18 protein-coding genes are annotated in these 24,360 nt (G+C 75.5%); 10 read left to right on the top strand and 8 right to left on the bottom strand.

The genetic code is table 11. The features are described from left to right. Positions 1 to 147: 147 nt before the first annotated feature. Both ACI799_RS18600 and ACI799_RS18595 read right to left on the bottom strand, forming a co-directional pair. Positions 148 to 549 (bottom strand): cupin domain-containing protein, encoded by a 402-nt coding sequence (locus ACI799_RS18600; RefSeq protein ID WP_456590736.1) that lies wholly within the window; start codon positions 547 to 549, stop codon positions 148 to 150. A gap of 127 nt (positions 550 to 676) precedes the next feature. Beyond that, positions 677 to 1,966, bottom strand: coding sequence for a hypothetical protein (locus ACI799_RS18595; protein ID WP_456613661.1), 1,290 nt, complete (start codon positions 1,964 to 1,966; stop codon positions 677 to 679). A 68-nt stretch (positions 1,967 to 2,034) separates the two neighbouring features. Here ACI799_RS18595 and ACI799_RS18590 point away from each other — a divergent pair, with 68 nt between their 5' ends. Next, a complete protein-coding gene (locus ACI799_RS18590) occupies positions 2,035 to 3,774 on the top strand; it encodes a hypothetical protein (RefSeq protein WP_456590734.1) in 1,740 nt (579 codons plus the stop codon). On the opposite strand, the gene ACI799_RS18585 is transcribed toward ACI799_RS18590, so the two are convergent. Next, positions 3,666 to 5,030 carry a glycosyltransferase family 4 protein gene (locus ACI799_RS18585; protein WP_456590737.1) on the bottom strand — a complete coding sequence of 455 codons (1,365 nt, stop codon included), beginning with the start codon at positions 5,028 to 5,030 and terminating at the stop codon, positions 3,666 to 3,668. The genes ACI799_RS18590 and ACI799_RS18585 overlap by 109 nt on opposite strands. A 76-nt stretch (positions 5,031 to 5,106) precedes the next feature. Here ACI799_RS18585 and ACI799_RS18580 point away from each other — a divergent pair, with 76 nt between their 5' ends. The 3 genes from ACI799_RS18580 (at position 5,107) to ACI799_RS18570 (ending at position 11,292) form a co-directional block, all read left to right on the top strand. Then, entirely contained in the window at positions 5,107 to 5,832 is a 726-nt protein-coding gene (locus ACI799_RS18580; protein WP_456613660.1) for a class I SAM-dependent methyltransferase, read from the top strand. Between the two features lie 253 nt (positions 5,833 to 6,085). Continuing rightward, positions 6,086 to 7,057, top strand: a complete 972-nt coding sequence (locus ACI799_RS18575) for a DUF3068 domain-containing protein (RefSeq protein WP_456613659.1) — start codon at positions 6,086 to 6,088, stop codon at positions 7,055 to 7,057. Positions 7,058 to 7,095: 38 nt separating this feature from the next. After that, positions 7,096 to 11,292 (top strand): alpha-(1->3)-arabinofuranosyltransferase domain-containing protein, encoded by a 4,197-nt coding sequence (locus ACI799_RS18570; protein WP_456613658.1) that lies wholly within the window; start codon positions 7,096 to 7,098, stop codon positions 11,290 to 11,292. A gap of 7 nt (positions 11,293 to 11,299) precedes the next feature. Here ACI799_RS18570 and ACI799_RS18565 read toward each other — a convergent pair whose 3' ends face one another. The 3 genes from ACI799_RS18565 to ACI799_RS18555 all read right to left on the bottom strand — a co-directional run bounded on the left by ACI799_RS18565 (position 11,300) and on the right by ACI799_RS18555 (position 15,097). Next, positions 11,300 to 12,505 carry an acyltransferase family protein gene (locus ACI799_RS18565; RefSeq protein ID WP_456590730.1) on the bottom strand — a complete coding sequence of 402 codons (1,206 nt, stop codon included), beginning with the start codon at positions 12,503 to 12,505 and terminating at the stop codon, positions 11,300 to 11,302. Between the two features lie 2 nt (positions 12,506 to 12,507). Next, positions 12,508 to 14,373, bottom strand: a complete 1,866-nt coding sequence (locus ACI799_RS18560) for a hypothetical protein (RefSeq protein WP_456613657.1) — start codon at positions 14,371 to 14,373, stop codon at positions 12,508 to 12,510. Between the two features lie 91 nt (positions 14,374 to 14,464). Beyond that, on the bottom strand, positions 14,465 to 15,097 hold the full coding sequence (locus ACI799_RS18555; RefSeq protein ID WP_456613656.1) for a TetR/AcrR family transcriptional regulator: 633 nt from the start codon (positions 15,095 to 15,097) through the stop codon (positions 14,465 to 14,467). A 92-nt stretch (positions 15,098 to 15,189) separates the two neighbouring features. Between ACI799_RS18555 and ACI799_RS18550 the strand changes: the two genes are divergently transcribed. The 6 genes from ACI799_RS18550 to ACI799_RS18525 all read left to right on the top strand — a co-directional run bounded on the left by ACI799_RS18550 (position 15,190) and on the right by ACI799_RS18525 (position 22,439). After that, positions 15,190 to 16,569: an MFS transporter gene (locus tag ACI799_RS18550; protein WP_456613655.1), complete on the top strand. Its 1,380-nt coding sequence runs from the start codon at positions 15,190 to 15,192 to the stop codon at positions 16,567 to 16,569. Positions 16,570 to 16,604: 35 nt separating this feature from the next. Beyond that, positions 16,605 to 17,363, top strand: a complete 759-nt coding sequence (locus ACI799_RS18545; protein ID WP_456600338.1) for a class I SAM-dependent methyltransferase — start codon at positions 16,605 to 16,607, stop codon at positions 17,361 to 17,363. A gap of 92 nt (positions 17,364 to 17,455) precedes the next feature. After that, the gene (locus tag ACI799_RS18540; protein ID WP_456590725.1) at positions 17,456 to 19,009 is read left to right on the top strand and encodes a gluconokinase; all 1,554 of its coding nucleotides are present in this window, start codon (positions 17,456 to 17,458) and stop codon (positions 19,007 to 19,009) included. A gap of 16 nt (positions 19,010 to 19,025) precedes the next feature. Then, a complete protein-coding gene (locus tag ACI799_RS18535; RefSeq protein WP_456590724.1) occupies positions 19,026 to 20,486 on the top strand; it encodes a GntP family permease in 1,461 nt (486 codons plus the stop codon). Positions 20,487 to 20,544: 58 nt separating this feature from the next. Continuing rightward, positions 20,545 to 22,119: an FMN-binding glutamate synthase family protein gene (locus tag ACI799_RS18530; protein WP_456590723.1), complete on the top strand. Its 1,575-nt coding sequence runs from the start codon at positions 20,545 to 20,547 to the stop codon at positions 22,117 to 22,119. A 134-nt stretch (positions 22,120 to 22,253) separates the two neighbouring features. Then, on the top strand, positions 22,254 to 22,439 hold the full coding sequence (locus ACI799_RS18525; protein ID WP_456600336.1) for a hypothetical protein: 186 nt from the start codon (positions 22,254 to 22,256) through the stop codon (positions 22,437 to 22,439). Positions 22,440 to 22,470: 31 nt separating this feature from the next. Here the strand turns inward: ACI799_RS18525 and ACI799_RS18520 are convergent, their stop codons facing one another. Beyond that, positions 22,471 to 23,091, bottom strand: coding sequence for an FMN reductase (locus tag ACI799_RS18520; RefSeq protein ID WP_456613654.1), 621 nt, complete (start codon positions 23,089 to 23,091; stop codon positions 22,471 to 22,473). Then, a complete protein-coding gene (locus ACI799_RS18515) occupies positions 23,088 to 24,269 on the bottom strand; it encodes an LLM class flavin-dependent oxidoreductase (RefSeq protein ID WP_456613653.1) in 1,182 nt (393 codons plus the stop codon). Before ACI799_RS18515 ends, ACI799_RS18520 begins: the two co-directional genes overlap by 4 nt. Positions 24,270 to 24,360 lie beyond the last annotated feature (91 nt).

The raw sequence follows: 24,360 nt of genomic DNA, 5'->3' as shown, positions 1-24,360 counted from the left end.
CCCCCCCCCCCCCCCCCCCCCCCCCCCCCCCCCCCCCCCCCCCCCCCCCCCCCCCCCCCCCCCCCCCCCCCCCCCCCCCCCCCCCCCCCCCCCCCCCCCCCCCCCCCCCCCCCCCCCCCCCCCCCGGCCGGTGGTCCTGCGGAGGGGTCAGGACGTCGGCGGCTCGTCCTCGCCCGACTCCTCGGCGGCGTCGGCCTCCTCCTTGGTCTTGTGCACCGCGCCGTCGGCATGCTCGGGCGGGCCGTAGACCGTGTAGAGCACCAGCGGGTTCTCGCCGGTGTTCAGGAAGTTGTGCTTCGTGCCGGCGGGGACGACGACCAGGTCGCCCTGCGCGACGTTCTTCTCGTTGCCCGAGATGACGGCCTTACCGATGCCGCTGACGAAGGTGAGGATCTGGTCGATGTCCTCGTGCGTCTCCTCGCCGATCTCCCCACCCGGCGGGATGGTCATGATGACCAGCTGGGTGTTCTTGCCGGTCCACAGGACCCGGCGGAAGTCGGGGCTCTTCTCGGCCTCGGTCGCGATCGTGTAATGGATGACGGACGCCACGGGCGGCGCTCCTCTCGTCTCGGGGACGGACGGCTGCGGTCGGCCGCCCGCGGAGGCCGCCGACCGACGACGTGGTCCTCCTGCCCTGTCCGGCCCGCGAGTAGTCGTCCCGTCCCGGCGGTGTGGATCACGCCCGCGGGGCCGGCACCACGCCGTCGGCGGTCATCGCGGGGACCGCGCGGGCGCGGTGCAGCCGGGTCAGCCCCACCCCCACGAGCAGCAGGGCGGTCAGCAGGGCCGTGGAGACCAGGGAGAGCAGCGTCAACCGGCCGGCGGCGGCGAGGGCCGAGACCACGACCGTCTCGAGGACGGCGGCCGACCACACCGCGACGCCGGCGAGCCGGTCGGCCGCGGCGATCCCGGAGAACAGCAGCAGCTGGGCGAGCGCCAGCAGCGTGCCCAGCGCCGCGAAGAGCCATGTGGCGCTCCCGAGCTCGTCGCCGTACGCCGCACCCCCGATCAGCGGGAGGGCAGCTCCGCCCAGGGCGGCGGTGCCGGCCGTCAGCAGCGCGCCGACGGCCGCCACGGCGGCCAGCGCCGAAGGCAGCACCGCGTGCCGGCCGGCGGCGTCGCCCAGCCGGGGGAGCAGGACCACGCCGACGCCCTGCGGCAGCCAGAACGCGACCTTGGCGATGATCGAGGCGACGGCGTACTCACCCGTCGTCGCGCCGGGCAGGTGGTGGCGGGCCAGCAGCACGTCGAGGTTGAGCAGCACCACCAGGCCGAGCAACGCGCCGGCCGCCCGCAGCGACGCGGCGAGGGGCCGGCCCAGGCCGCGCACCAGCCCCGGTCGGCCCGCGGCCACCCAGCCGCCGAGCGCGGCGAGGGCCGCCCCGGCGGTCATGCCGGCGAGCGCGCCCGACGAGCTGCCGCCGATGAGCAACCCGGCGAGCCCACCGCTCAGCTTGCCCGCGCCGAAGGCCACCGTCAGGACGGCCAGCCGGCGGAACCGCCCCACGCCCTGCAGCAGCCCCTGGTACCCCACGACCATGGTCTGCGGGAGGAGCAGCAGCGCCAGCCACACCGCGGCGCCGGCGGTGGGGAGGTGCAGGAGGGCCACCAGCAGGGGTGCGAGCGCCAGCGCTCCGGCGCTGACGCCCAGGCCCACGGCCAGGGCGGTGCTGTGCAACCGGCCGGTCGTCCGCGGGTCGCCCGCGCGTCCGCCGAGGACCAGCGCGGCGGTGGTCTGGACCCCGGTGCCCGGCACCGCGCCGACGAGCACGACGCCCAGCAGCGCGGCGAGCTCCCCGTAGGCGGCGGGGGCGAGCAGCCGGGCGGCGAGCACGGTGAACACGTAGGCGAGCGCGTTGGCGCCCAGGAATGCCACGGTCACCAGGGCCGCCGAGCCGAGCGCACGGGGTGACCGCGCCGCCGGGCCGACGTCCCGCCGGCGATTGCTCGATCCCAGTGCGCTCACCCCCATACTCTGCGCTCGTCCGCCGGGAGCCCGGCGTGCCGGCTGTCGGGACGGAGGTGCGAGCGCACGTGGACCAGCGATGGGCCCGGCCCGACGCATCGCCGTGGCCCGCGCGGGTGCTCGCGCTGGCCGTGGCCCTGCTCGTGACCGGTCCGGCGCTCGCCCCCGGCTTCGTCCTCCTCCGTGACATGGTGTTCGTACCGAGGCAGGATCTCGACCTGGACGCCCTGGGCCTCGGTGGTTCCCTGCCGCGCGCCGTGCCGGTGGACGCCGTCATGGGTCTGCTGACGGCCGTCGTGCCCGGGGACGTGGTGCAGAAGGCGGTCCTCCTGGGCACGGTCTTCGCCGCCGTCCTCGGCGCCGCGCGGCTGGTTCCGCCGGGTGCCGACGGCCGGCGCGGAGTCGCGGCCGCCGTCGCGGGGCTGGTGTACGGGTGGAGCCCCTACCTCGCCGAGCGGCTGCTCATGGGGCACTGGGCGCTGCTGCTCGCCTACGCCGCGCTGCCCTGGATCGCCCGGGCGTCGCTGCGGGTGCGCGAGCGCCTGCCGGGCGCCCTGCCCCGGCTGCTGCTGGTCTGCGCGCCGGCGGCGCTCACCCCGACGGGCGCCCTGCTGGCCGCCGGCCTCGTGCTCGTGCTGGTCGGTCGCGAGCGGCTGCTCGTGGCCGGGAGCGGGGTCCTGGTGCTCTCCCTGCCGTGGATCGTGGCCGGCGCGCTGCACCCCGCGGGCGGCGCCTCCGATCCCGCGGGCGTGGGCGCCTTCGCCGCGCGCCCGGAGGGCTGGGGCGGAACGCTGCTGTCGGTGCTCGGGACCGGCGGCATCTGGAACGCCGGCGCGGTCCCCGGCAGCCGCACCTCGGTGCTCGTCCCGCTGCTCACCCTGGTGCTGCTGGCCGTGGCCGCGGTCGGCTGGACCACCCGGGAGGCGCTGACCGGGCCCGCGCGCCGGCTGCTGCTGCTCGCCGCAGCCGGCGTGGTGCTGGCCTGTGCCGGCGCCGTCCCCGGCCTCGCCGACCTGTTCGAGTGGGTGGTGCGGACGGTGCCGGGCGCCGGGCTGCTGCGGGACGGGCAGAAGTGGGCGGCGTGGTGGGCGCTGGCCCTGGCCGTCGGTACCGGGCTCGGCGCCCGCCGCCTCGCCGCGGCGGTCACGGCGCGGAGCGGTTCGCCGGGCCTGGGCGGGGTCGCCGTCGCGGCCGTGCTGGCGCTCCCGCTGGTCGCCCTGCCGGACCTGGCCTGGGGCGCCGGGGGCCGGCTGCAGCCGGTCAGCTACCCGGCCGACTGGGAACGGGTCCGCGAGCGGTTGTCGGCCGAGGACGCCACCGGCGACGTCCTCGTGCTGCCCTTCGGCAGCTACCGGGCGTTCGAGTGGAACGCGGGCCGGCCGCTGCTGGATCCGGCGCCTCGCTGGCTGCCTCGCCCGACCGTCACCGACGACGAGCTCGTGGTCGGTGGCCGGGCGGTGGCGGGGGAGGACCAGCGGGCGCGCGCGGTGGCCGCGGCCGTCGACGACCCGCGGGCGCTCGCCGACCTCGGCATCGGTTGGGTGCTCGTCGAACGGGGCACCCCCGGCCGCCCCGTGCCCGCCGCCGTGATCGGGTTGCCGCTGGTGGTGGACGGTCCCGATCTCCGGCTGCACCGGGTGCCCGGCGCCCGGCCGGCGCCCGAGCCGTCCTCCGTCCGGGTGACGGCGGTGGTGGCCGCTCACGCGGTGGCGCTCGGGGTCTGCGTGGGCTCGCTGTTGTGGATCTTCGCCGGGACATCTAGCGTGACGGGCCGTCGTCGACTCCTGCGGAAGCGAGCCCCCCGATGAAGACCCTCATCGCCGTCGTGATCGCCCTCGGTGGCGGGGCCGGTCTCGCCGTCGCCGCCGTTGCCGGTGTCTCCGCCGCGGTCGACCCCGACAACTCCCTCGAGCAGGCCGGCCAGCAGGTCGACGTCCTCGACTACGGCGCGCGCTGACCGCCTGACAGCGACAGCTGCCGACAGCACGTCGGCGAAGCCCTTCACGCTCGCGTCCCAGCTGTACCCCGCTGCGTGTCGGGCGGCGGCCTCGCCCATCCGGCGGCGGGTCGCCTCGCCCGCGAGCAGTCGCTCCACGGCCTCGACCATCTCGTCGAGGTCGTCGACGAGCACCCCCGTCCGACCGTCGACCACCGACTCCCGCAGGCCACCGGCCGACCGGTACCCCACCGTCGGCACCCGGTGCGCCCCGGCCTCGGTCACCACCAGGCCCCAGCCCTCCTTGACCGACGGGCACAGGTGCACCCAGGCCCGGGCCAGCTCCTCGTGCTTGACCTGCTCGTCGAGGTAGCCGTGGAAGTCCACGAGCTCGCGGACACCGAGCCGCTCCGCCGCGGCCCGCAGCTCGTCGCCCCACCATCCCTCACCGATGACGGACAGCCGCAGGTCCGGCCACCGCGGACGCAGCCTGGCCACCACCTCGAGGGCGTGCTCCACCCGCTTGTGCGGGACGAGGCGGCACAGCACCACCAGCCTGGGCGTGGGGGAGGGCCGGGACGTCACCGGCGGCGGCTCCTCGACACCGTTGGGCACGACGGCGATCCGGTCGGCCGCCACGCCCAGCCCGACGAGCTCGGCGGCCGTGGCCCGGGAGACGGCGATGTACGGGGACCGGCGGTACACCGCCGGGGCCACCCGGGACTCCAGCCACCAGCCGAGCGCACCGCCGAACCGCCCGAACACGATGGGCCACTGCTCGCGGTGCACGTGGTGCACGAGGTTGAGGACCGGGGCCCGGGTCACCAGCGTGCTGGCGAACGGCAGGCCGTTCTGCACGTCGACCACCAGTCGGGGCCGGTGCCGCCGGACGAACGCGAGGGCGTGGGGGTACACCGAGAACCGTCCGCCGCGGCGCACCACCCGGACGCCGTTGAGCGTCTCCTCGGCCGGGGCCCGCTCGTGGGCCGCGCAGAACAGCGTGACGCGCAGGCCCGTGGCCGCGAGCCCCTCCGCCATGCGGTGGACGTACCGTTCGGAGCCCCCGCCCTCGGGGTGGCTCAGGTCCCGCCAGTTGACGAAGAGGACGTCGATCGCCGTTGATCGCATGGGCACCGCGGGAGAGTACCCGCCGGTACCAGGCTTTCGGCCAGTCCCTTCACCGAGAGGATGGGGTGCTACAGGAATGGCGCGCACCGCCACGTTCGCCCGGTCGATCACACTTTTCCGGGCATTTCTCCGGGAGCAGTCCGACCCGGACCTGTTCTACGGAACGCTGGCCCGGGACTCCGTGCGGCAGCTCGCGGAGCACGTCGACCTGCGGGGGAGGGCCGTGCTCGACGTCGGCGGCGGCCCGGGGTACTTCGCCCGGGAGTTCCGGGCGGCCGGGGCCCGTTACACGGGGCTGGAGCCCGACGCCGGCGAGCTCGTCGCCCGGGGGGAGCCGGAGTCCGGCACGGTCCGCGGGAGCGGCGAGGCGCTGCCGATCCGCACCGGCAGCGTGGACGTCTGCTACTCGTCGAACGTGCTGGAGCACGTCGCGCACCCCTGGACCATGACGGCCGAGATGGTCCGCGTGACGAGGCCCGGGGGAACGATCTTCCTCTCCTTCACCCCCTGGTGGTCCCCGCACGGCGGCCACGAGACCGGGCCCTGGCACTACCTGGGCGGGCACCGGGCGCGACGCCGGTACCGGCGCCGCGAGGGCCGGGAGCCGAAGAACCGGTTCGGCGAGTCGCTGTTCCCGGTGTCCGTGGGGGCCGCACTGCGGTGGGCGCGGCGCTGCCCGGACGTCGACGTCGTCACGACCTACCCGCGGTACCACCCGTGGTGGGCGCGCTGGGTCGTGGCGGTGCCACTGCTGCGGGAGGTCGTCTGCTGGAACCTCGTCGTGGTGATGCGCCGCCGGTGAGCCACGCCGCCGCGGAGCGGTTCCCGGAACCGCACCAGTGCGATCCGCCGCCCCCGGTACCCGGGGTTACCTGCGTCCGAGTCGCCCGACCGGGTGAGGAGGCGGCGGGCCTGGTACGGCGCGGTATCCGCCAGCCGGTTGGGCGTGGTACTGCCTCGTATCGGCTGGTCTTTGCCTTTTGGCTACCCGCCAGTAGTGTTGCCGCGCCGCGATGCCAGTGGAGCTGTCGCGCCGATGCAGAGGAGCCAACCGCATGCGAGGACGCGTCATCGGGCTGATCTTGCTGGGTGCGGGGGCGTTCCTGATCGCCGCGGCGCTCTCCGTGCGGCTGATCCTGGCGCCCACCATGGTGAAGCTGCCGCTGGACCAGACGGCGGAGCCCACCGCCTCCGGTAGCGGCGTGAGCTTCTTCGACCTGGGCGAGATGCGGCAGCTGCGGGGTCTGGAGGCGGAGGTCCAGCAGCGCGTGCAGGGCGATCCGGACTCCGCGGATGCCGGCGACGACGTCGCCGTCTGGAGCTTCGGGTCGACGGTGAGCGGTACCGACGGGACGCTGCTCAACGCCTCCACCTACCGGGTCTGCCTGGACCGCACCGAGGCCGTGGCCGTCGACTGCGACTCCGACCACGTCGACGACGACCGCAGCAAGGACGTCGAAGGGCTCACCCTCACGTTCCCCTTCGGCACCGAGCAGCGCGACTACGAGCTGTTCAACCCCACCACGGGCAAGGCGTTCCCCGCCCGCTTCGAGGGCGTCGAGGAGCTGGAGGGGCTCGAGGTCTACAAGTTCGTCACGACGGTGCCCGAGACCGTGATCCGGGAGACCGAGGTCCCCGGCACGCTCGTGGGTGACCCCGACGCGGGCACCGTCGAGGCCCAGGTGGTCTACAGCAACGAGCGGACCGTCTGGGTCGAGCCGACCAGCGGCGTCGTCGTGACGGCGTCCGAGTCGCCGAACACGGTGCTGCGCGGGCCCGACGGCACCACCGGCGTGACGATGCTGGCCGGCACCTTCAGCGGCACGGAGGAGACCATCGCCGACGGGGTGCAGCGCGCCGAGGACAACCGCAGCCAGATCACCCTCATCCAGCAGACCGTTCCCCTGGTGCTCGGAGGGGTGGGTCTGGTCCTGCTCGTGGGCGGGGCCGTCCTCGTGGCCCGGGACCGGCGCAGCGGCCGGCCGGCGCACGCCGACGGCGGTCCGCGGGCGGCCACCGGCCACTGATCGGCCGGGGAGGGGGTGCCCCCTCCGGAGGTGCACCCATGGCCACGACCCTCGCGCGCGAGCCCGCCGGATCCCGTCCGGCGGGCTCCGCGCGTTCCCCGGCGCCCGTGCCGCCGGCCGTCCGCAGCGGTGGCAGCAGCCTCGTGTGGCGCGTCCGGCTGGCCACCGTGTGCGCTGCCCTGACCGCGCTCGCGCTGACGCAGTCGTCCGGCCGCCTGGTCCCCGACACCAAGGTCGACCTCTACGTCGACCCCGCGGGCTTCCTGTCCCGGGCGCTGCAGCTGTGGGAGCCCGAAGGGTTCGCGGGCCAGGTGCAGAACCAGGCCTACGGCTACCTGTTCCCCATGGGGCCGTTCTTCGTCCTCGGCCAGGGCGCCGGCATCCCCCTGTGGTTGGTCCAGCGGCTCTGGTGGGCGGTGCTCCTGTGCACCGCGTTCCTGGGCGTGGTGTTCCTGGCCCGCCGGCTGGGGATCGGCACGCCGGCCACCGCGCTGCTGGCCGGGCTGGCCTATGCGCTCGCGCCCCGGATGGTCTCCCTCGTGGGCTCGGTCAGCATCGAGGTGCTCCCGATGGCGCTCGCGCCGTGGGTGCTGCTGCCCCTCGTCGGGGCCGCCGGGCACGGCTCGGCACGCCGCGCGGCAGCGCTCTCGGGCCTCGCGGTGTTCTGCGTCGGCGGGGTGAACGCGGTGGCCACCGCTGCCGTCCTGCCGCTGCCGGTGCTCTACCTCCTCACCCGCCAGCCGGGCCCCTTCCGCCGGCGGCTGGCGGCCTGGTGGGTGGCCGCCGTGGCGCTCGCGTCCAGCTGGTGGGCCGTCCCCCTGCTGCTCCTGGGTCGGTACAGCCCGCCGTTCCTCGACTACATCGAGACGGCCGCGACCACCACGGCCCCGACGGATCTGACGACGATCCTGCGCGGGGCCTCCCACTGGGTCCCCTACCTCGCCACGCCCACCGGTCCCTACTGGCCGTCGGGCTGGGCGCTGGCGCGGGACGCGTTACCCGTCGCCGCCACGGTGGTCCTGGCCGCCGCCGGGCTGTTCGCGCTGACCCGCAGGGGCCTGCCGGAGCGGACCTGGCTGGTGCTCGGGCTGCTCGCCGGGGTCGCCCTCGTCTCGCTCGGTCATCTCGCGGCCGTCGACGGGCTGCTCGCCGGCCGGCTGCACGATGCCCTGGACGGCGTGCTGGCCCCGCTCCGCAACGTGCACAAGTTCGAACCCGTCCTCCGGTTGCCGCTGGTCCTCGGGCTGGCCCACCTGCTCGCCGTGCTGCTCCGTCGGGCGCGCGAGCACCGGACGGCCCGGTCCGGGCGCCCGGCCTGGTGGGGGCGGGCGGGCCGCGAAGGGGCGCGCGCCACCCTCGCGCTGCTCGCCCTGGCGCTCCTCGCCACCACCTCGCCCGCGCTGGCCGACCGAATCCCCGCGCAGGGGGCCTTCGTGGCGATCCCCTCCTACTGGCAGGAGACCGCCGACTACCTCGCGGACGCGCAGCCCAGCGGGCGGGCACTGCTGGTGCCGGGGTCGTCGTTCGCCACCTACGCGTGGGGGTCCACCGGCGACGAGCCCCTGCAGGCCCTGGCGGAGTCCCCCTGGGAGGTGCGCAGCGCGATCCCGCTGACCCCGCCCGCGCACATCCGCCTCCTCGACGCGGTGGAGGAGCGGCTGGCCCGCGGCGCGGGGTCCGCGGGGCTGACCCGGTTCCTCGCCCGCGCCGGCATCTCGCACCTGGTGCTGCGCAACGACCTCGACGCCGGCCCGGCCGGTGCCACCCGTCCTGCGCTCGTGCGCCAGGCGCTGCGCGACTCCCCGGGCATCGAGCTGGTCGCCGAGTTCGGACCGGACCACCCCGCGGAGATGCCGGTCGCGGGCACGCGCTTCGACGCCGGACTCCAGGAGCCCAGCCCGGCGGTGCAGATCTTCACCGTGAGCGACCCGGCGCCGACGGCATGGACCGCGCCGCTGTCCGACGCGGTCACCGTGCACGGCGGTCCGGATGCGGTGCTGGCGCTGGAGGAGCAGGAGCTGATCGAGGGCCGGCCGGCGGTGCTCGCGGGCGCCGACGTCGCGGGGGCAACCGGCGCGACCATGGTCAGTGACGCACTGGTCCGGCGGGAACGCACCTTCGGTCGGCTGACCGGCGCCGAGTCGGCGGGGCTCTCCCCGGACGATCCGCTCCGGCTGGCCGGCGTGGCGACCGACTACCCGGTGGCGGGGCCGGCCCTCAGCACCGTCCGGTACAGCGGGGGTACACCGAGCGCGGGGAGCTCCGCCTCGGACCCCGGCACCAGCGGCGGCGCCCGACCCGACGCCTCGCCGTGGGCGGCGGTGGACGGCGATCCGCGGACGGCGTGGCGCCCTGCCGACGACGCGACGGAGCCGGGGGCCCTGTGGTGGCGGCTGGAGACCGATGCGGAGTTCCTCGCCGGCACCGTCACCGTCACGCTGGATCCGTCGGCCGCGGAGCTGCCGCACCGGATCCGGCTCACCACCGACGCCGGCGCCTTCGACGTGGCAGTGCAGGACACCGACCAGCCGCAGCAGCTGCCCCTGCCACCGGGGCGCACGACCTCGCTGACCATCGCTCCCTCCGGGGGAGCGGCCGGGGTCCTCGCGCTGGCCGAAGTCGAGCTGCCCGGCGTCGCGGTGAGCCGCACCGTCGTCACGCCGGAACCGGCCGGGCAGGTCGACGTGTACGCGTTCGACACCTCCGGTCCGGGCCGCGCCGGCTGCCTCGTGGCCGCGGACGGCCCCCGCTGCGCGGCCGCGCTGCCCACCGGGGCGGAGGAGCCGCAGGGGCTGGACCGGGCCTTCACCGTGACCCGGCCGGCCGCCTACGAGCTGTCCGTGACGGCGGTGCCGCGGCCGGGCCCCGCGCTCGACGCGCTCCTCGCCCGGATCCGGGGGACCGACGTGGCGGTGACGGCGAGCAGCAGCGCCGTCGAGGATCCCCGAGGCAGCGCCGCGGCCGCCGTGGACGGCGATCCGGGCACCGCGTGGCTCGCCGATCGCGCTGACGGGACCCCCTCGCTCGAGCTCCGGTGGAGCGAACCCCGCACGGTCGACTCGGTGCGGATCGTCACCCGTGCCGGTCTGGCGGCTGCGGTCCCGACCGCGGTGACGATCGAGGCCGGCGGCGGCCTGCCCGCGCTCCTCGCCCTCGACGACGACGGCAGCGTCCGGTTCGCCCCGATCACCACCGACCGGCTGCTGGTCGGCCTCCGGCGGCCGCTCGAACTGTCGTCGTTCGACCCCTACAGCCGCACGACCGAGCGGCTCGGCATCGGCGTCAGCGAACTGCAGGTGGGCGAGCCGAATCCTGCGCCGCAACTCGAGGCGCCGGTCGTGGTTCCGTGCGCGGAGGGGCCCGTGGTCACCGTGGACGGGACGACGTTCCGCACCTCCGCCCGCACCACCGTCGGCGCGCTCGCCTCGTTGCAGCCGCTGCAGCTCTCGGTCTGCGGGGACGAGGGGACCGTGAGCCTCGCCGGCGGCGAGCACCGGCTGGTCGCTCCCGGCACCGACCTGCTGACCGTCGACACGGCGACGCTGACGAGGTCCGGCGCCCCCGCGGACGGGATCGACCGGCGGCCGGCCGATGTGGTCCGCTGGGACGCCGAGCACCGCCGGGTCGAGGTCGGCGCCCGTGGCGAGAGCACGCTCCTCGTGGTGCCGGAGAACACCAACCCGGGCTGGAGCGCGACCCTCGACGGGCGGCCCCTGGAGAAGGTGGCGGTGGACGGGTGGCAGCAGGGGTACGTGCTGCCACCGGGCCCGGCCGGGACGGTCGCCCTCGATTTCGGTCCCGGTTCCGCCTACCGGACGGCGCTCGGGGTCGGGGCGGGTGCCGTGCTCCTGCTCGGTGCGCTCGCGGCTCTGCCCGCGCGCCCCCGCAGGGCCCGCCCCGAGCGCGGCGGGAGCCGGGCTGCGGCAGCCGTGCTCGTGCTCGCGGCGGTGGCGGGCATCGCGCTGGTCGGTGGGCCGGTGGGGATCGGTGCGCTGGCGGTCGCCTACGTCGCCGGTCGCTGCGCCGGACGGCACCGCCACCTGGTCCTCGGCGGGGCGGCCGCCGGCGCGCTGGCCGTGTCGGGTGCGCTCCTGCTGCTCGCCCCCGGCAGCACGTCGACGGTGCGCCAGGTGTGCGCGCTGGTCGCCGTTGCCGCCGTCGTCGCCGGGGTGCTGCCCGACCCGCCGCGGTGGATCCGTACGGCGCCGGTCGGCGGCCGCCACCGGGAGGGGTGAGCCCAGGTCAGCCGCGCGTCGCCCCCGCCGGCGGGGTCGGTCCGGCGGGGATGCCGGCCGCGTGGCCGCCCGCGCCCGTGCCGGCGCCGTCCGCCCGGGCGCCCGGGCGGTCGGGGACGAGGTTGCGCCCGCGCAGCACGAGCGGTCGCTCGATCACGCGGTAGACCACCGCGGCGACCGCGACGGCGACGAGCCACGTCACCGGAAGCACGACCACGAGCGGGTGGGTGAAGACGTCCCACAGGACGATCAGCAGCGGCATGTGGAAGAGGAACAGCCCGTAGGAGCGCTCACCCAGCCAGTCCAGCGGGCGGCTGGCGAGGAAGCGGCGTCCCCGGCCCGCCGTCTGGTCGCCGAACACCAGCGGCCAGACCGCCAGCGCGGCGACGCCCGTGTAGAGCACGTGCTTGGTGATCCCCTGTCCGGCGGTCAGCGCCGAGGAGAGGTCGACGGGCCCGGTGAACGGCCCGGCCGCCACCCAGAACAGCGCCGCGGCCGCGCCCCAGCACGTCCACGGGCTGCCGCCCAGCTCGTGCGCCCAGCGGACCGGCGCCCAGTCGGGCGAGGCCACGGAGAGCACCGCGATCGCCATGCCCGCCCCGAACCACGACGCGTAGGCCGGCAGCCACAGCGTCAGCGAACCGAGCAGGTACGGGTCCGAGGCCGCCCAGGCGAACCAGGCGAAACCCAGGAGGGAGGCCACGGCCAGCGCGGCCAGCAGGAGCCCGGGTCGCCACCGACCGCCGCTGAGCCGGAGCAGCCCGGCGACGATCAGGGGGAGCAGGACGTAGAAGGAGACCTCGGTGCACAGGCTCCAGGCGTGGTCCAGGCCGTCGGCGTGCCAGCTGCGCGAGTAGATCTGGGTGAGGGTGAGGAAGCGCAACCAGTCACCGCCGCCCATCTCCCGGTTCCCGGGGAGGAACAGCATGGCCAGGACGACGCACACCCAGTACGCCGGCAGGATGCGCAGCGCCCGTCGCCACAGGAAGGCGGCGGTGCGTGGCGCCGGACGCCCCTCCGCCGCGGCGCGGAAGAGCGGCTGGGAGAGCAGGAAGCCCGAGAGCGCGAAGAACACCGCGACGCCGACGTCCAGCCGGGCCAGGGCGTAGCCACCGGTGTCGGCGGTGTACGAGCCGGTCCAGAAGGCCGCGTGCGTGGTGACCACGGCGGTGGCCGCGAGCGCGCGGAGGCCGTTGAGCGCCGGATAGCGCACGGTCAGTTCCCGCCGGGGGTGAGGGCCAGGGGCTGTCCGACGGCCACCGACGCGACGCACAGCGGGGCCTGGGGGTCGGCCACCTCGATGACGACGCTGTCGACGGGGCCGCTCACCTGCACGAACAGGTTGTGGACCCCCGCCTCCGCGAGGCCGGCACCCACGGTGTCCCCGGCCCGCACGGTCACCAGGTTCCCCACCCCGGCGAAGTAGGCGATCTGCACCAGCCACCGGTCGTCGGGCGTCCCCCGCGGCAGCTGTACCTCGGCCGGTTCCTCCCCGGCGGGCCAGCCGCAGTCCGGGGTGGGCCCGGAGCCGGACGTGCTCACGGGGTCGACGACGGCCAGCTGGCCGTGGCCCTGGTCGTCCAGGGCCACCACCTCGTCGACGACCTGCCCCTCGGCCAGGAAGGGTGGGAGCCGGGGGAGGCCGGCCAGGACGACCGACGCGCGGTTGGCCGGCGCCAGCCGCTCGGGGACGACGTGCTCGGGCACCGGGGCATCGGCGAGGACGAGGTCGACGCGCCCGGTCAGCGCCCCCTTGGCGTTGTCGACGAAGTCGCGGCCGGCGTTGGTCGACCAGTGCCGGGCGAAGCCGGCGGTCGAGAGCACGGCCCCGGCGAGGAGGGCCGAGGCGACCCCCAGTGCGACTCCGGTGCGCGTGAGCCGAGCCGTTGCCTCGGCCGTCCGGCCGCGGGTGGTCCAGGCCCGTCGGATCAGGACGGTGGGTGCCTCCCGGACCGGCAGGAAGGCGAGCCCGACCGCCAGCGCCGCCACGAGGGCCGTGGTGGCCGGCGGAACCAGGTCGGCCGCCACCGCACCCGCCGTGGCGCCGGAGGACGCGGCGCCGATCACGGCGGTGACGACGACCACCGCGGCGAGCAGCCAGGCGCGCAGCGCCCCCCGGCGGACCAGCACGGACGCGAGGACCACCACGGCCAGGGCCACGGGGGCGCCCCAGACGAGGCCGACCGGCGGGTCGGGCGTGGCCAGCGGCGCCAGCACGGTCTCCCAGCGCCAGGGGCCGCCGACGAGACCGGGGAGCACCGTGTGCGCGAGGACGCCGGGCAGCGTGCGGAGGCCTTCGCCCAGGGCGGCCCCGTCGACGAGCGGGTCATCGGAGAGGAGCAGGCGCGCGCCGAGGCCGACGGCCACGGCGGCGGCGTGGGCCGCCCAGGCGATCCGCCACCGGGCGAGGGTGCGCAGCCTGGCCCGCAGCGGGCCGGTGGTCGCCCAGAGCACGGTGCCGGCCAGGAGCAGCAGCGGCACCAGCGCGGCCTCCACGGCGAACAACACCCCGGCCGCGACGGCCAGCGCGCTGGTGAGGGCCCGTGCGGGCGAGCTCGAGCGCAGGAAGTGCACGTGCCCGCGGACGGCGACGAGGAGGGCCAGCTGGAGCGGGAGCTGCACCACGGCCGCGCTCCACCACGTCCCGCCCACGAGCGTGAGCGAGCTGGTCAGGTAGACCGTCAGCGGGAGCAGCACCGTCGGCCGGCGGCCGAACAGCTCGACCAGCAGCCGGTACAGGAGGAGGTCCACGAGCAGCTGCCCGAGGAGCTCGAGCCCCACCAGCGCCGGCCAGGACAGCGGGGCGATGGCCGCGACGCCCCGGGCCAGGCCCACGGCGCCGGGAGGTCCGGGGACGTCGACCGGCAGGCCGGCGGCCACCGCGGCCGCGAGGAAGTCCGGCCCGGTGAGCCAGCCGCTCGCCGCGGCCCAGCCCCGGAGGGCGAGGTGCCCGGCGATGAGCACGGCCGCGACCACCGGGACGACGGTCGCCCGGTCGATGCGCAGCTGCACGACGGCGGTCCCCGGACGCGACGGTGCCTCCGCAGGCGCGCCGGCGTCGACGCGCGGGGGTGCGCTCATGGGGCTCCGTCCACTGTGACCCGGGTTCCGGGGCAGCGTAGACAGCGCGGCTACCGAGCGGTAGTACCCGCCGGTACCACCTCGGACACCGCTAGGGACGGCGCTCGAGCAGCCCGACCACCGTCGCCGTGGCGGCGTCGACGTCCTCGGACAGCTGCGCGGCCTCCCCGCGTTCCACCCGTGCCAGCATCAGCTCGTTGACGCCGCCCACTGCGGCGAGCACCAGTTCCCGACCGACCGGGCGCACCTCGTCGGGGTGGTCCTGCGCCAGCCCGCCGGCCACCTCGCAGATGAGGTCGACGTACTGGTCGAACACCTGCCGGCGCAGCGCCCGGGCCCGCGGGCCGGCCGCCTGCACCTCGACCAGCGCCGCCCAGGCGACGGCCGGCCCGGCGGCGAGCGTCTCCAGGTAGGCGCCGATGCCCGCGCGCAGCCGGCCGCGCCAGGGGAGCCCGGCCGCGTGCGCCTGCTCCTGCGCCCGGCGCACCGTGTCGAGCACCTTCTCGTTGGCCCGGCTGTAGAGCTCGAGGAGGCACTCCTCCTTGTCGCGGAAGTGGGCGTAGACGATCGTCTTCGACACCCGGCCCTCGCGCGCGATGTCGGAGATCGTGGTGGCCTGGTACCCCTTCTCCGCCATGCAGGTGGCCAGGGCCCAGAGGATCCGTCCGCGGCGGTGACCGTCGTCCACGGAGGGATCGTCGGTGGGGTCGACCAAGGGGTCCATCGGCTCGCAAGAGTAATGCGCCGGGAGGGTCCGGTGAGGGAACTCACCGGCCCGGCGTGGAATGGCCGACCGCGTTGCGGTGTCCTGTCCAGGTGACCTCCGTCCCGGCCGCCCGCCCGTCGGCCCGCGCCTACGCGATGTGGCTGGTCGGGCTGCTGGCGTACGCCGTCGCCGTCTTCCACCGGTCCTCGCTCGGCGTGGCGGCGGTGGAGGCGCAGGAACGGTTCTCGGCCGGGGCGTCGGCGGTGTCGCTGTTCCTCGTGCTGCAGCTGGCCGTCTACGCGGCGCTGCAGGTGCCGGTGGGCGTGGCGCTGGACCGGTTCGGATCCCGCCGGATGATCCTGGCCGGGGCCGTGACGATGGCCGGAGGCCAGCTCCTGCTCGCGCTGGCCACCGACGTGCCGACGGCCGTCGCCGCCCGGGTGCTGGTGGGCGCGGGGGACGCGATGACCTTCATCAGCGTGCTGCGCATCGTCGCCCTGTGGTTCCCCGGGACGTCGGCGCCGCTGATCACCCAGCTCACCGGCATCCTCGGGCAGATCGGATCGGTCGCCGCGGCGTACCCGCTCGTGACGCTGCTGCACGCCACCTCGTGGACGGCGACGTTCCTCGGTGCCGCAGCGACCGGCGCGCTCGTCGTCGTGCTCGTGGCAGCAGCGCTGCGGGACGCCCCGCCCGGCACGGTCCGCCCGGTGGCGCCACCGGTGGCGGAGCTCCGCCGCGGGCTGGTCGACACCTGGCGGGAGCCTGGAACCCGGATCGGCCTCTACACGCACCTGGTCACCCAGTTCTCCGGCACCGTGTTCGCACTGCTCTGGGGCTATCCGTTCCTGGTGGTCGGGCAAGGGCTCGCGCCCGGCACGGCGGCCGGCCTGCTCACCCTCCTGGTGCTGGTCGGGATGGGCGTCGGGCCGGTGCTGGGCAAGCTGTGCGCCCGCTGGCCGCTGCGCCGCTCGGTGCTCGTCTTCGGCATCCTGACCGCCACCGCCACGATCTGGACCGTCGTCCTGCTGTGGCCCGGGCGTGCCCCGCTGTGGCTGCTGGTCGTGCTCGTGGCGGTGCTCGGCACCAACGGTCCCGGCTCGATGATCGGGTTCGACTACGCCCGCACGGAGAACCCGGTCGAGCGGCAGGGCAGCGCCAGCGGTGTGGTCAACGTCGGCGGGTTCGTCGCCTCGCTCCTGACGATCCTGGCCGTCGGGGCGGTGCTGGACCTGCTCACCCCCGGCGCGTCCACCGACTACGACCTGGACGCCTTCCGGGCGGCGTTCGCCGTGCAGTACCTGTTCTGGGCGATCGGCCTGGCCGGGGTGGTCCGGCACCGTCGGGAGCTCCGCTCGCGGCTGGCCCGGGACGGCGTGGTCCTGGTACCGCTGCACGCCGCCGTCCGCGTCCGGCTGCGCTCGGCCGGGCGCTCCGCGCAGCGGCCGGGGGCGGGGCGGGACCGGAGCCGGCGGCCCGGGGACCGGTAGCGTCCGGCGTCCGGGTCATGAGATCGGTGGGTGCGATGAGCTTCGACCAGGTGCGCAGGGACTGGACGACCCTGGGGGCGGAGGACCCGCTCTGGGCCGTCCACGTGGCCGCGGACAAGCGTGGTGGGCGATGGGACGCCGACGCCTTCCTCGAGCTCGGCCGCCGGGACGTCGGGGTAGCGCGCGAGCAGCTGGCCGGGCTCGGGCTACCCACCACGTGGGACCGCGTCCTGGACTTCGGCTGCGGTGCCGGCCGGCTGAGCCAGGCGCTCGCGGAGCACGCGCGCGAGGTGGTGGGCCTCGACGTCTCCGCGCCGATGCTGGAGACCGCTCGCCGCCTGGACCGCAGCGGCGGACGCGTCCGCTTCGTGCTCGGGGAGGACCCCGACCTGCGGGCCTTCCCGGACGAATCGTTCGACCTCGTCTACACCGAGCGGGTCCTCCAGCACCTGCCGCGCCCGGTCCTCGAGACGTACCTGGCGGAGTTCGCCCGCGTGCTGCGCCCCGGAGGCGTGGCCGTGGTGCACTGCACCACCCGGCCGATGTGGACCCTGCGTGGTGTCGTGTGGCGGGTGGCGCCGGCGCCGCTGGTGCGGTGGGCGCAGCGGCGCCTGCTCGGCTACCCCGCACCGATGCGGATGACCGGGGTGCCCGAGCGGCGGGTGGCCGACCTGGTCGCGGTGCACGGGGCGGAGGTTCTGGACGCCGCCCCGGTCGACGAGCCCGCGACGCACTGGCGGGCACGGCGCTACGTCGTCCGGCGCCGCACAGCCGGAGGTGCGCCCGCCGGCTGAGATCGGCGCCGCCCGGCGCCGCGAGCGGTTGCCACGCCGTGCGCGGTGCGGGCACGATGCGGCCAACGGAGGGGCCGGTCAGGGGGGTGTTCGTGGACGTCGTGGTCGGGCTGGACTCGGGCACCACCGCGACGAAGGCGGTCACCGCGGGCACCGACGGCCGCATCCGCGACGTCGCCAGCGTGGCCTACCCGCTCCTCGTGCCGGCCCCCGGCCGGGCCGAGCTCGACGCCGTGCGCCTGGCCGCGGCGGCCGTCGAGGCGCTGGGCGAGGTCGCCGCCCTGGCCCGGGACCGGGGGGACTCGGTCGTCGCCGTCTCGCTCAGCGCGGCGATGCACGGTCTGGTGCCCATGGACGACGAGGGGAGCCCGCTCGGCCCGGTGGTGACCTGGGCCGACGACCGCGCGGCGCAGTGGGCCCAGGCGCTGGTCGCCGACGGCCGCGCCCCGGACCTGCACGCCCGCACCGGCACCCCCGTGCACGCGATGTCCCCGCTGGTCAAGCTGTCGTGGGAACGGGCCGAGGACGCCGACCGGGTGGCCGGGGTGCCCCGCTGGGGCGGGGTGAAGGAGCTGGTGGTGGCCGCCCTGTGCGGCGGGGGGCACGTGGTCGACCGGTCCTGTGCGTCGGCCACCGGGCTCTACGACCTCCGCGCCGGGCGGTGGGACGAGGAGGCGCTGAGCATCGCCGGCGTCCGCCCCCGCCAGCTCGGCGAGGTGCTGCCGACGACGGCGGTGCTGCCCGGCCTGCGCCCGGAGGTGGCCGCCGCCACGGGGCTGCCGCCCGGTCTGCCCGTGGTGATCGGCGCCTCCGACGGGGTGCTGGCCAATCTGGGTGTCGGCGCGGTGAGCCCGGATGTCGCCGCGGTCTCGCTGGGCACGAGCGGGGCCATGCGCGTCGTCGTCCCCCGCCCGACGGTCGACCCGGGGCGCCGGTTGTTCTGCTACGCCCTCACCGACGACGCCTGGGTGGTCGGCGGCGCCATCAACAACGGCGGGTCGGTGGTGCGCTGGGCCGCCCAGGCGCTGGCCGCCGGCCCCGAGGACGCCGAGGGCCCCGCGGGCGAGGCCGCCGACGACCTCGACGCGCAGCTGCTCGAGGAGGCTGCCGCGGTTGCGGTCGGCAGTTCGGGCCTGCTGTGCCTGCCCTACTTCCTCGGCGAGCGGGCGCCCTGGTGGCGGTCGGGGATGCGGGGGGCCTACCTGGGGCTGCGGCGCGAGCACCGCCGGGCGCACCTGGTGCGCGCCGCCGTCGAGGGCGTCTGCCAGCAGCTGGCGCTGGTGCGGGACGCCTTCGCCGCGACGGACGTGCCGGTGCGGGAGGTCCGGGCGACCGGCGGCGCGGTGGCCTCCCCGCTCTGGATCCGGACGCTCGCGGCGGCCCTCGACCTGCCGGTGCGGGTGGCCGACTCCCCGGAGGGCACCGGCCTGGGCGCCTGCCTGCTGGGGTGGCACGCGCTCGGGGAGCTGCCCGACCTCGGTGCCGCCACCGCGCTGGTCGCCGTGCACGAGCCGGTGCTGCCGGACCCCGACGCCGTCGCCGTGTACCGGCGGCTGCGCCCCCTCGTCGACCGGTCCACCACGGCCCTGGCCGACGTCCTGACCACGCTCGACGCCCTGGACGAAGCCCCGAACCCCCCGACCTGAGCCTCGTGGAGGAGCCATGCCCGACGCAGAACCGGCGCTGAGCGCCGGAGTGCTGCTGCTGATCGCCGCGATCGCGGTCGGCGTCCTGCTCTTCCTGATCATGAAGGTGAAGCTGCACGCCTTCCTGGCCCTGATCCTGGTCAGCCTGGCGGTGGCGCTGGCGGCACAGGTGCCGCTGGAGGACGTGGTCACCACCATGACCGCCGGTTTCGGCTCCACGCTGGCCAGCGTCGCGCTGCTCGTGGGGATCGGGGCGATGCTGGGCCGGCTCTTCGAGCACAGCGGCGGGGCCCAGGTGCTCGCCGACAGCCTGATCAAGCGCTTCGGCGAGCAGCGGGCACCGCTGGCCCTCGGCATCGCCGCGCTGCTGTTCGGCTTCCCGATCTTCTTCGACGCCGGGCTCGTCGTCTTCCTGCCCATCGTGTTCACCGTGGCCCGCCGGCTGGGGGGTTCGCTGCTCACCTACGGGCTGCCGGTGGCCGGTGCGTTCGCCGTCATGCACGCCTTCGTGCCGCCGCACCCGGGCCCGGTCGCCGCGGCCGGGCTGATCGGTGCCGACATCGGCCTGGTGCTCGTCTTCGGCCTGCTCATCGGCGTCCCGACGTGGTTCCTGGGCAGCTACCTGTTCGGGCTCTGGGCCGGGCGCCGGTTCGAGCTCCCCGTCCCGACCATCCTGGCCGGGGAGCCGAAGACGGCGGACGACGCCCCGGACCCGTCGGTCGAGGGCAGCTCGCCCGGGATCGCCACCGGCGGGCGGGCCGCCACCGGGACGGCGACCCGGCCCGCACCGCCGCGGTTCGCCACCGTGATCTCGGTGCTGCTCCTCCCGATGCTGCTGATCTTCCTCAACACCGGCCTGACCACGCTCGCCGCCGAGGGGATCGTGGACGAGGAGTCGGCGGTGGTCCGCTGGGGTCAGCTGATCGGGGCGACGCCGATCGCGCTGCTGATCACCGTGCTGCTGGCCATGTGGGTGCTGGGTCGGCGCCGCGGCGACAGCGGCGCAGAGGTCGAGTCGGTGCTCAACAGCGCGCTCGGGCCGGTCTGCGCGATCATCCTGATCACCGGCGCCGGCGGCATGTTCGGCGGCGTGCTGCGCGCCAGCGGCATCGGCACCGCGCTGGCCGACGTCCTCGGCGACATCGGCCTGCCGGTCATCGTGGCGGCGTTCGTCGTCTCCGCTCTGATCCGGGTGGCGCAGGGCTCGGCCACGGTCGCGCTGACGACCGCGGCCGGCCTGATCGCCCCCGTGGTGGCGGCCACCGACGGGCTCAGCTCCGTGGACCTCGCGCTGATCGTCATCGCTATCGCCGGTGGTGCGACGGTGCTCTCGCACGTCAACGACTCGGGCTTCTGGCTGGTCAGCCGGTTCTTCCAGATGGACGAGAAGACCACCCTGAAGACCTGGACGGTGATGGAGACGCTGCTGGGCACGATCGGTTTCGTGCTGGCGCTGGTGCTCAGCATCTTCCTCTGACCGTGGCGCCTCCGACGGACGAGCTGTCGGGCCGGGCCGACCGTGGCAGGGTGGAGGAATGACGCTCGCCTCGCGCGCCGCCGCGGCCGGCCTCTCCGCCCTGGCAGCCGTCGCCGCCCGTGACCTGATGCAGCGCGAGCACTCGCTGCTGCGCAACTTCCCGGTGATCGGCCATGCGCGCTACCTGATCGAGTCGATCGGGCCGGAGCTGCGCCAGTACCTCGTGGCCGGCAACAACGAGGAGCGGCCCTTCACCCGTGACCAGCGGCGCTGGGTCTACGCCTCCAGCAAGCAGGAGAACAACTACTTCGGCTTCGGCACCGACAACGACCTCGAGTTCACCGCCGGCTACCCGGTGATCAAGCACGCCACCTTCGGGGTCTCCGTGCCGGCCACCGACGTGCACACCGGGCAGGGCGTCGCCCTCCCCTGCGCCAAGGTGCTGGGTGCCGCGCGGGGCCGGGCGGGGGCGTTCCGGCCCGAATCGGTGGTCAACATCTCCGCGATGAGCTTCGGCTCGCTGTCGGGTCCGGCGATCGAGGCGCTCAACCGCGGTGCCGCGCTGGCCGGTTGCCTGCACAACACCGGCGAGGGCGGCATCTCGCGGCACCACCGGCACGGCGGCGACCTGGTCTTCCAGATCGGGACGGCGTACTTCGGCTGCCGCGACGAGCACGGGCGGTTCGACCTGGACCGGCTCAAGGCCCTCGTGGCCTCCGCGCCGGTGCGGGCGCTGGAGATCAAGCTCAGCCAGGGCGCCAAACCGGGCCTCGGGGGAGTGCTGCCGGCGGCGAAGGTGTCGGCCGAGATCGCGGAGGCGCGCGGCGTCCGGGAGGGCGTCGACTGCATCAGCCCGTCCCGGCACGCGGAGTTCTCCGATCCCGACAGCCTGCTGGACTGGGTGGAGCTGCTGGCCGCCGAGACCGGCCTGCCGGTCGGCATCAAGTCCGCGGTCGGGGACCTCTCCTTCTGGGAGGAGCTGACCGACCTGATGGCGTCCACCGGCCGGGGCGTCGACTTCGTGACCATCGACGGTGGCGAGGGCGGTACGGGCGCCGCGCCGCTGATCTTCACCGACACGGTCTCGCTGCCGTTCCAGGTGGGCTTCGCCCGGGTCTACTCGGTCTTCGCGCGCAAGGGGCTGCACGACTCGGTCGTCTTCATCGGGGCCGGCAAGCTCGGCCTCCCGGACAACGCGACCGTCGCCTTCGCGCTGGGCTGCGACATGGTGAACGTCGGCCGGGAGGCGATGCTGGCCATCGGCTGCATCCAGGCGCAGAAGTGCCACACCGACACGTGCCCCACCGGCGTCGCCACGCAGAACGCCTGGCTGGTGCGCGGCCTGGACCCGGAGCTGAAGTCCGTCCGGGCCGGCAACTACGTGCGCACCCTGCGCCGCGACCTGCTCAAGGTCGCCGAGGCGTGCGGCGTACCCCACCCGGGGCTCATCGAGACCGACTCGGTCGAGATCCTCACCGGGCGCACCGCCTCGAGCCCGCTCGCGTCGGTCTACGGGTACGAGCCGGGCTGGGGGCTGCCCTCGGCCGCCGACCGCGCGGCGATCACGGCGATCATGTGCGGGCATGGCGAGCAGGGCGGCACCGCACCGCCGTCCGAGGACGCCGTCGGCTGAGTGAGGGCCCCGCGCTCCGACGCGTCGCCGGCCCGACGCCGATGGCGCCGAGGTCCAGGAGTGGGCCGGCCCCGGCCGGGGAAGACCAGGGAGCACCCGCACCCGACACCGGTCGGCCGTCCGGAGGAGAGCCCATGAACCGCACGTCCCTGCCCACCCGTCGCTGGCGTTCGGCCGCGGCGGGGATCGCCCTCGCGGCCGCGGCGTTCACCACGACCGCCTGCGGCGCCGAGGAGCCCACCGAGGAGGGCGGCATCGTCGAGCAGGAGGAAGGCGGCGGCGAGGGCGAGCAGGAGGAGGGCGAGGAGGAGGACGACTGACCCGACGGGCCGGCCGCCCCGCCGGCGGGCCTCAGCTGCCGCGGAGCAGGTCCTCGAACGAGGTCGTCGGGTCGGCGAAGGGATCCGCCGGGACGGCCGGGGGGCGGCCGGCGACCAGGTCGGCGAGCTCGCCTGCCGCGCGGCGCACCCGGCCGGAGAGGCCGGGGCCGGCGTCGGTGCCGCCCGCCCAGTCCTCGGGCGCGGCGAAGACCGCGGTCGGGACCACCGTCGCGCGCAGGTAGGCGAAGAGCGGGCGCATCGCGTGCTCGAGCGCCAGCGAGTGCCGGGCGGTGCCCGCCGTCGCCCCCAGCAGCACGGGCCTGCCGGTGAGGGCGTCCTTGTCCAGCACGTCGACGAAGGTCTTGAACAGCCCGCTGTAGGACGCCGAGAAGATCGGGGTCACGGCGATGAGCCCGTCGGCCCCGGTCACCGTGTCGACCGCGCGGCGGAGCCCCTCGTTCGCGAAGCCGGTCAGCAGGTTGTCGGCGAGGTCGCGGGCGTGCTCGCGCAGCTCGACGACCTCGACGGTCGCGGTGATGCCGCGGTCGGCCAGCGCGGCTCGCGCGGCCGCGGTCAGCCGGTCGGCCAGCAGCCGGGTCGACGACGGGTTGCTCAGCCCGGCGCTGACGACGGCGAGGGTGCGCGTGCTCATCGGACCTCGATCTCCTCACGGGCCTGGCCCGTGACGCTGTCGCCATCGGCGTGCACGGTGGCGTCCTTCGCCCCGCCGGCCGCGGCGACGCGGGAGGCGTGGGTGGGGGCGTCCGGCACGTGCGCCGGCTTGAGAGCGGCGAACTCGCGGCGCAGCACCGGCACGACCTCCTCGCCGAGGATGTCCAGCTGCTCCAGCACCGTCTTCAGCGGCAGGCCGGCGTGGTCGATGAGGAACAGCTGCCGCTGGTAGTCCCCGACGTAGTCGCGGAAGCCCAGCGTGCGCTCGATCACCTGCTGCGGGCTGCCCACGGTCAGCGGCGTCTGGGTGCTGAACTCCTCGAGCGACGGGCCGTGGCCGTAGACCGGGGCGTTGTCGAAGTAGGGGCGGAACTCGTCCACCGCGTCCTGGCTTTTCTTGCGCATGAACACCTGCCCGCCCAGGCCCACGATCGCCTGGTCGGCGCTGCCGTGGCCGTAGTGCTCGAAGCGGCGGCGGTAGAACTCCACCATCCGCTGGGTGTGCTCCGCCGGCCAGAAGATGTGGTTGTGGAAGAAGCCGTCGCCGTAGTACGCGGCCTGCTCGGCGATCTGCGGGGAGCGGATCGAGCCGTGCCACACGAACGGCGGGACGCCGTCCAGGGGCCGGGGCGTGGAGGTGAAGCCCTGGAGCGGGGTGCGGAACCGCCCCTGCCAGTCGACGACGTCCTCGGTCCAGAGCCGGCGCAGCAGCGCGTAGTTCTCCACCGCCAGCTCGATCCCGTTGCGGATGTCCTGCCCGAACCACGGGTAGACCGGTCCGGTGTTGCCGCGGCCCATCATGAGGTCGACCCGGCCGTCGGCCAGGTGCTGCAGCATCGCGTAGTCCTCGGCGATCTTCACCGGGTCGTTCGTGGTGATCAGCGTCGTCGACGTCGACAGCTGCAGCCTCTGCGTCCGCGCCGCGATCCACGCCAGCGTGGTCGTGGGGGAGGAGGAGAAGAACGGCGGGTTGTGGTGCTCGCCGAGGGCGAAGACGTCGAGCCCGACCTCCTCGGCCTTCTGGGCGATGGTCAGCACCGCCTTCAGCCGCTCCGCCTCGGTGGGGGTGCGGCCGGTCGTGGGGTCGGTGGTGATGTCGCTGACGGTGAAGACGCCGAACTGCATCTCGATCTCCAAACTGGTTGAGAGTGCAATCATCTCAGCCGGGTCAACGCGGCGTGCCGCGGCTCTATGCCCGGTCGCCCCTCCGGGTGGCCAGCGCCGGTGAAAGCGATCCGTAACCGATCCG

It is taken from the genome of Blastococcus sp. SYSU DS0753 (assembly GCF_054051175.1).
This window is presented reverse-complemented; position numbering and strand designations above follow the sequence as displayed.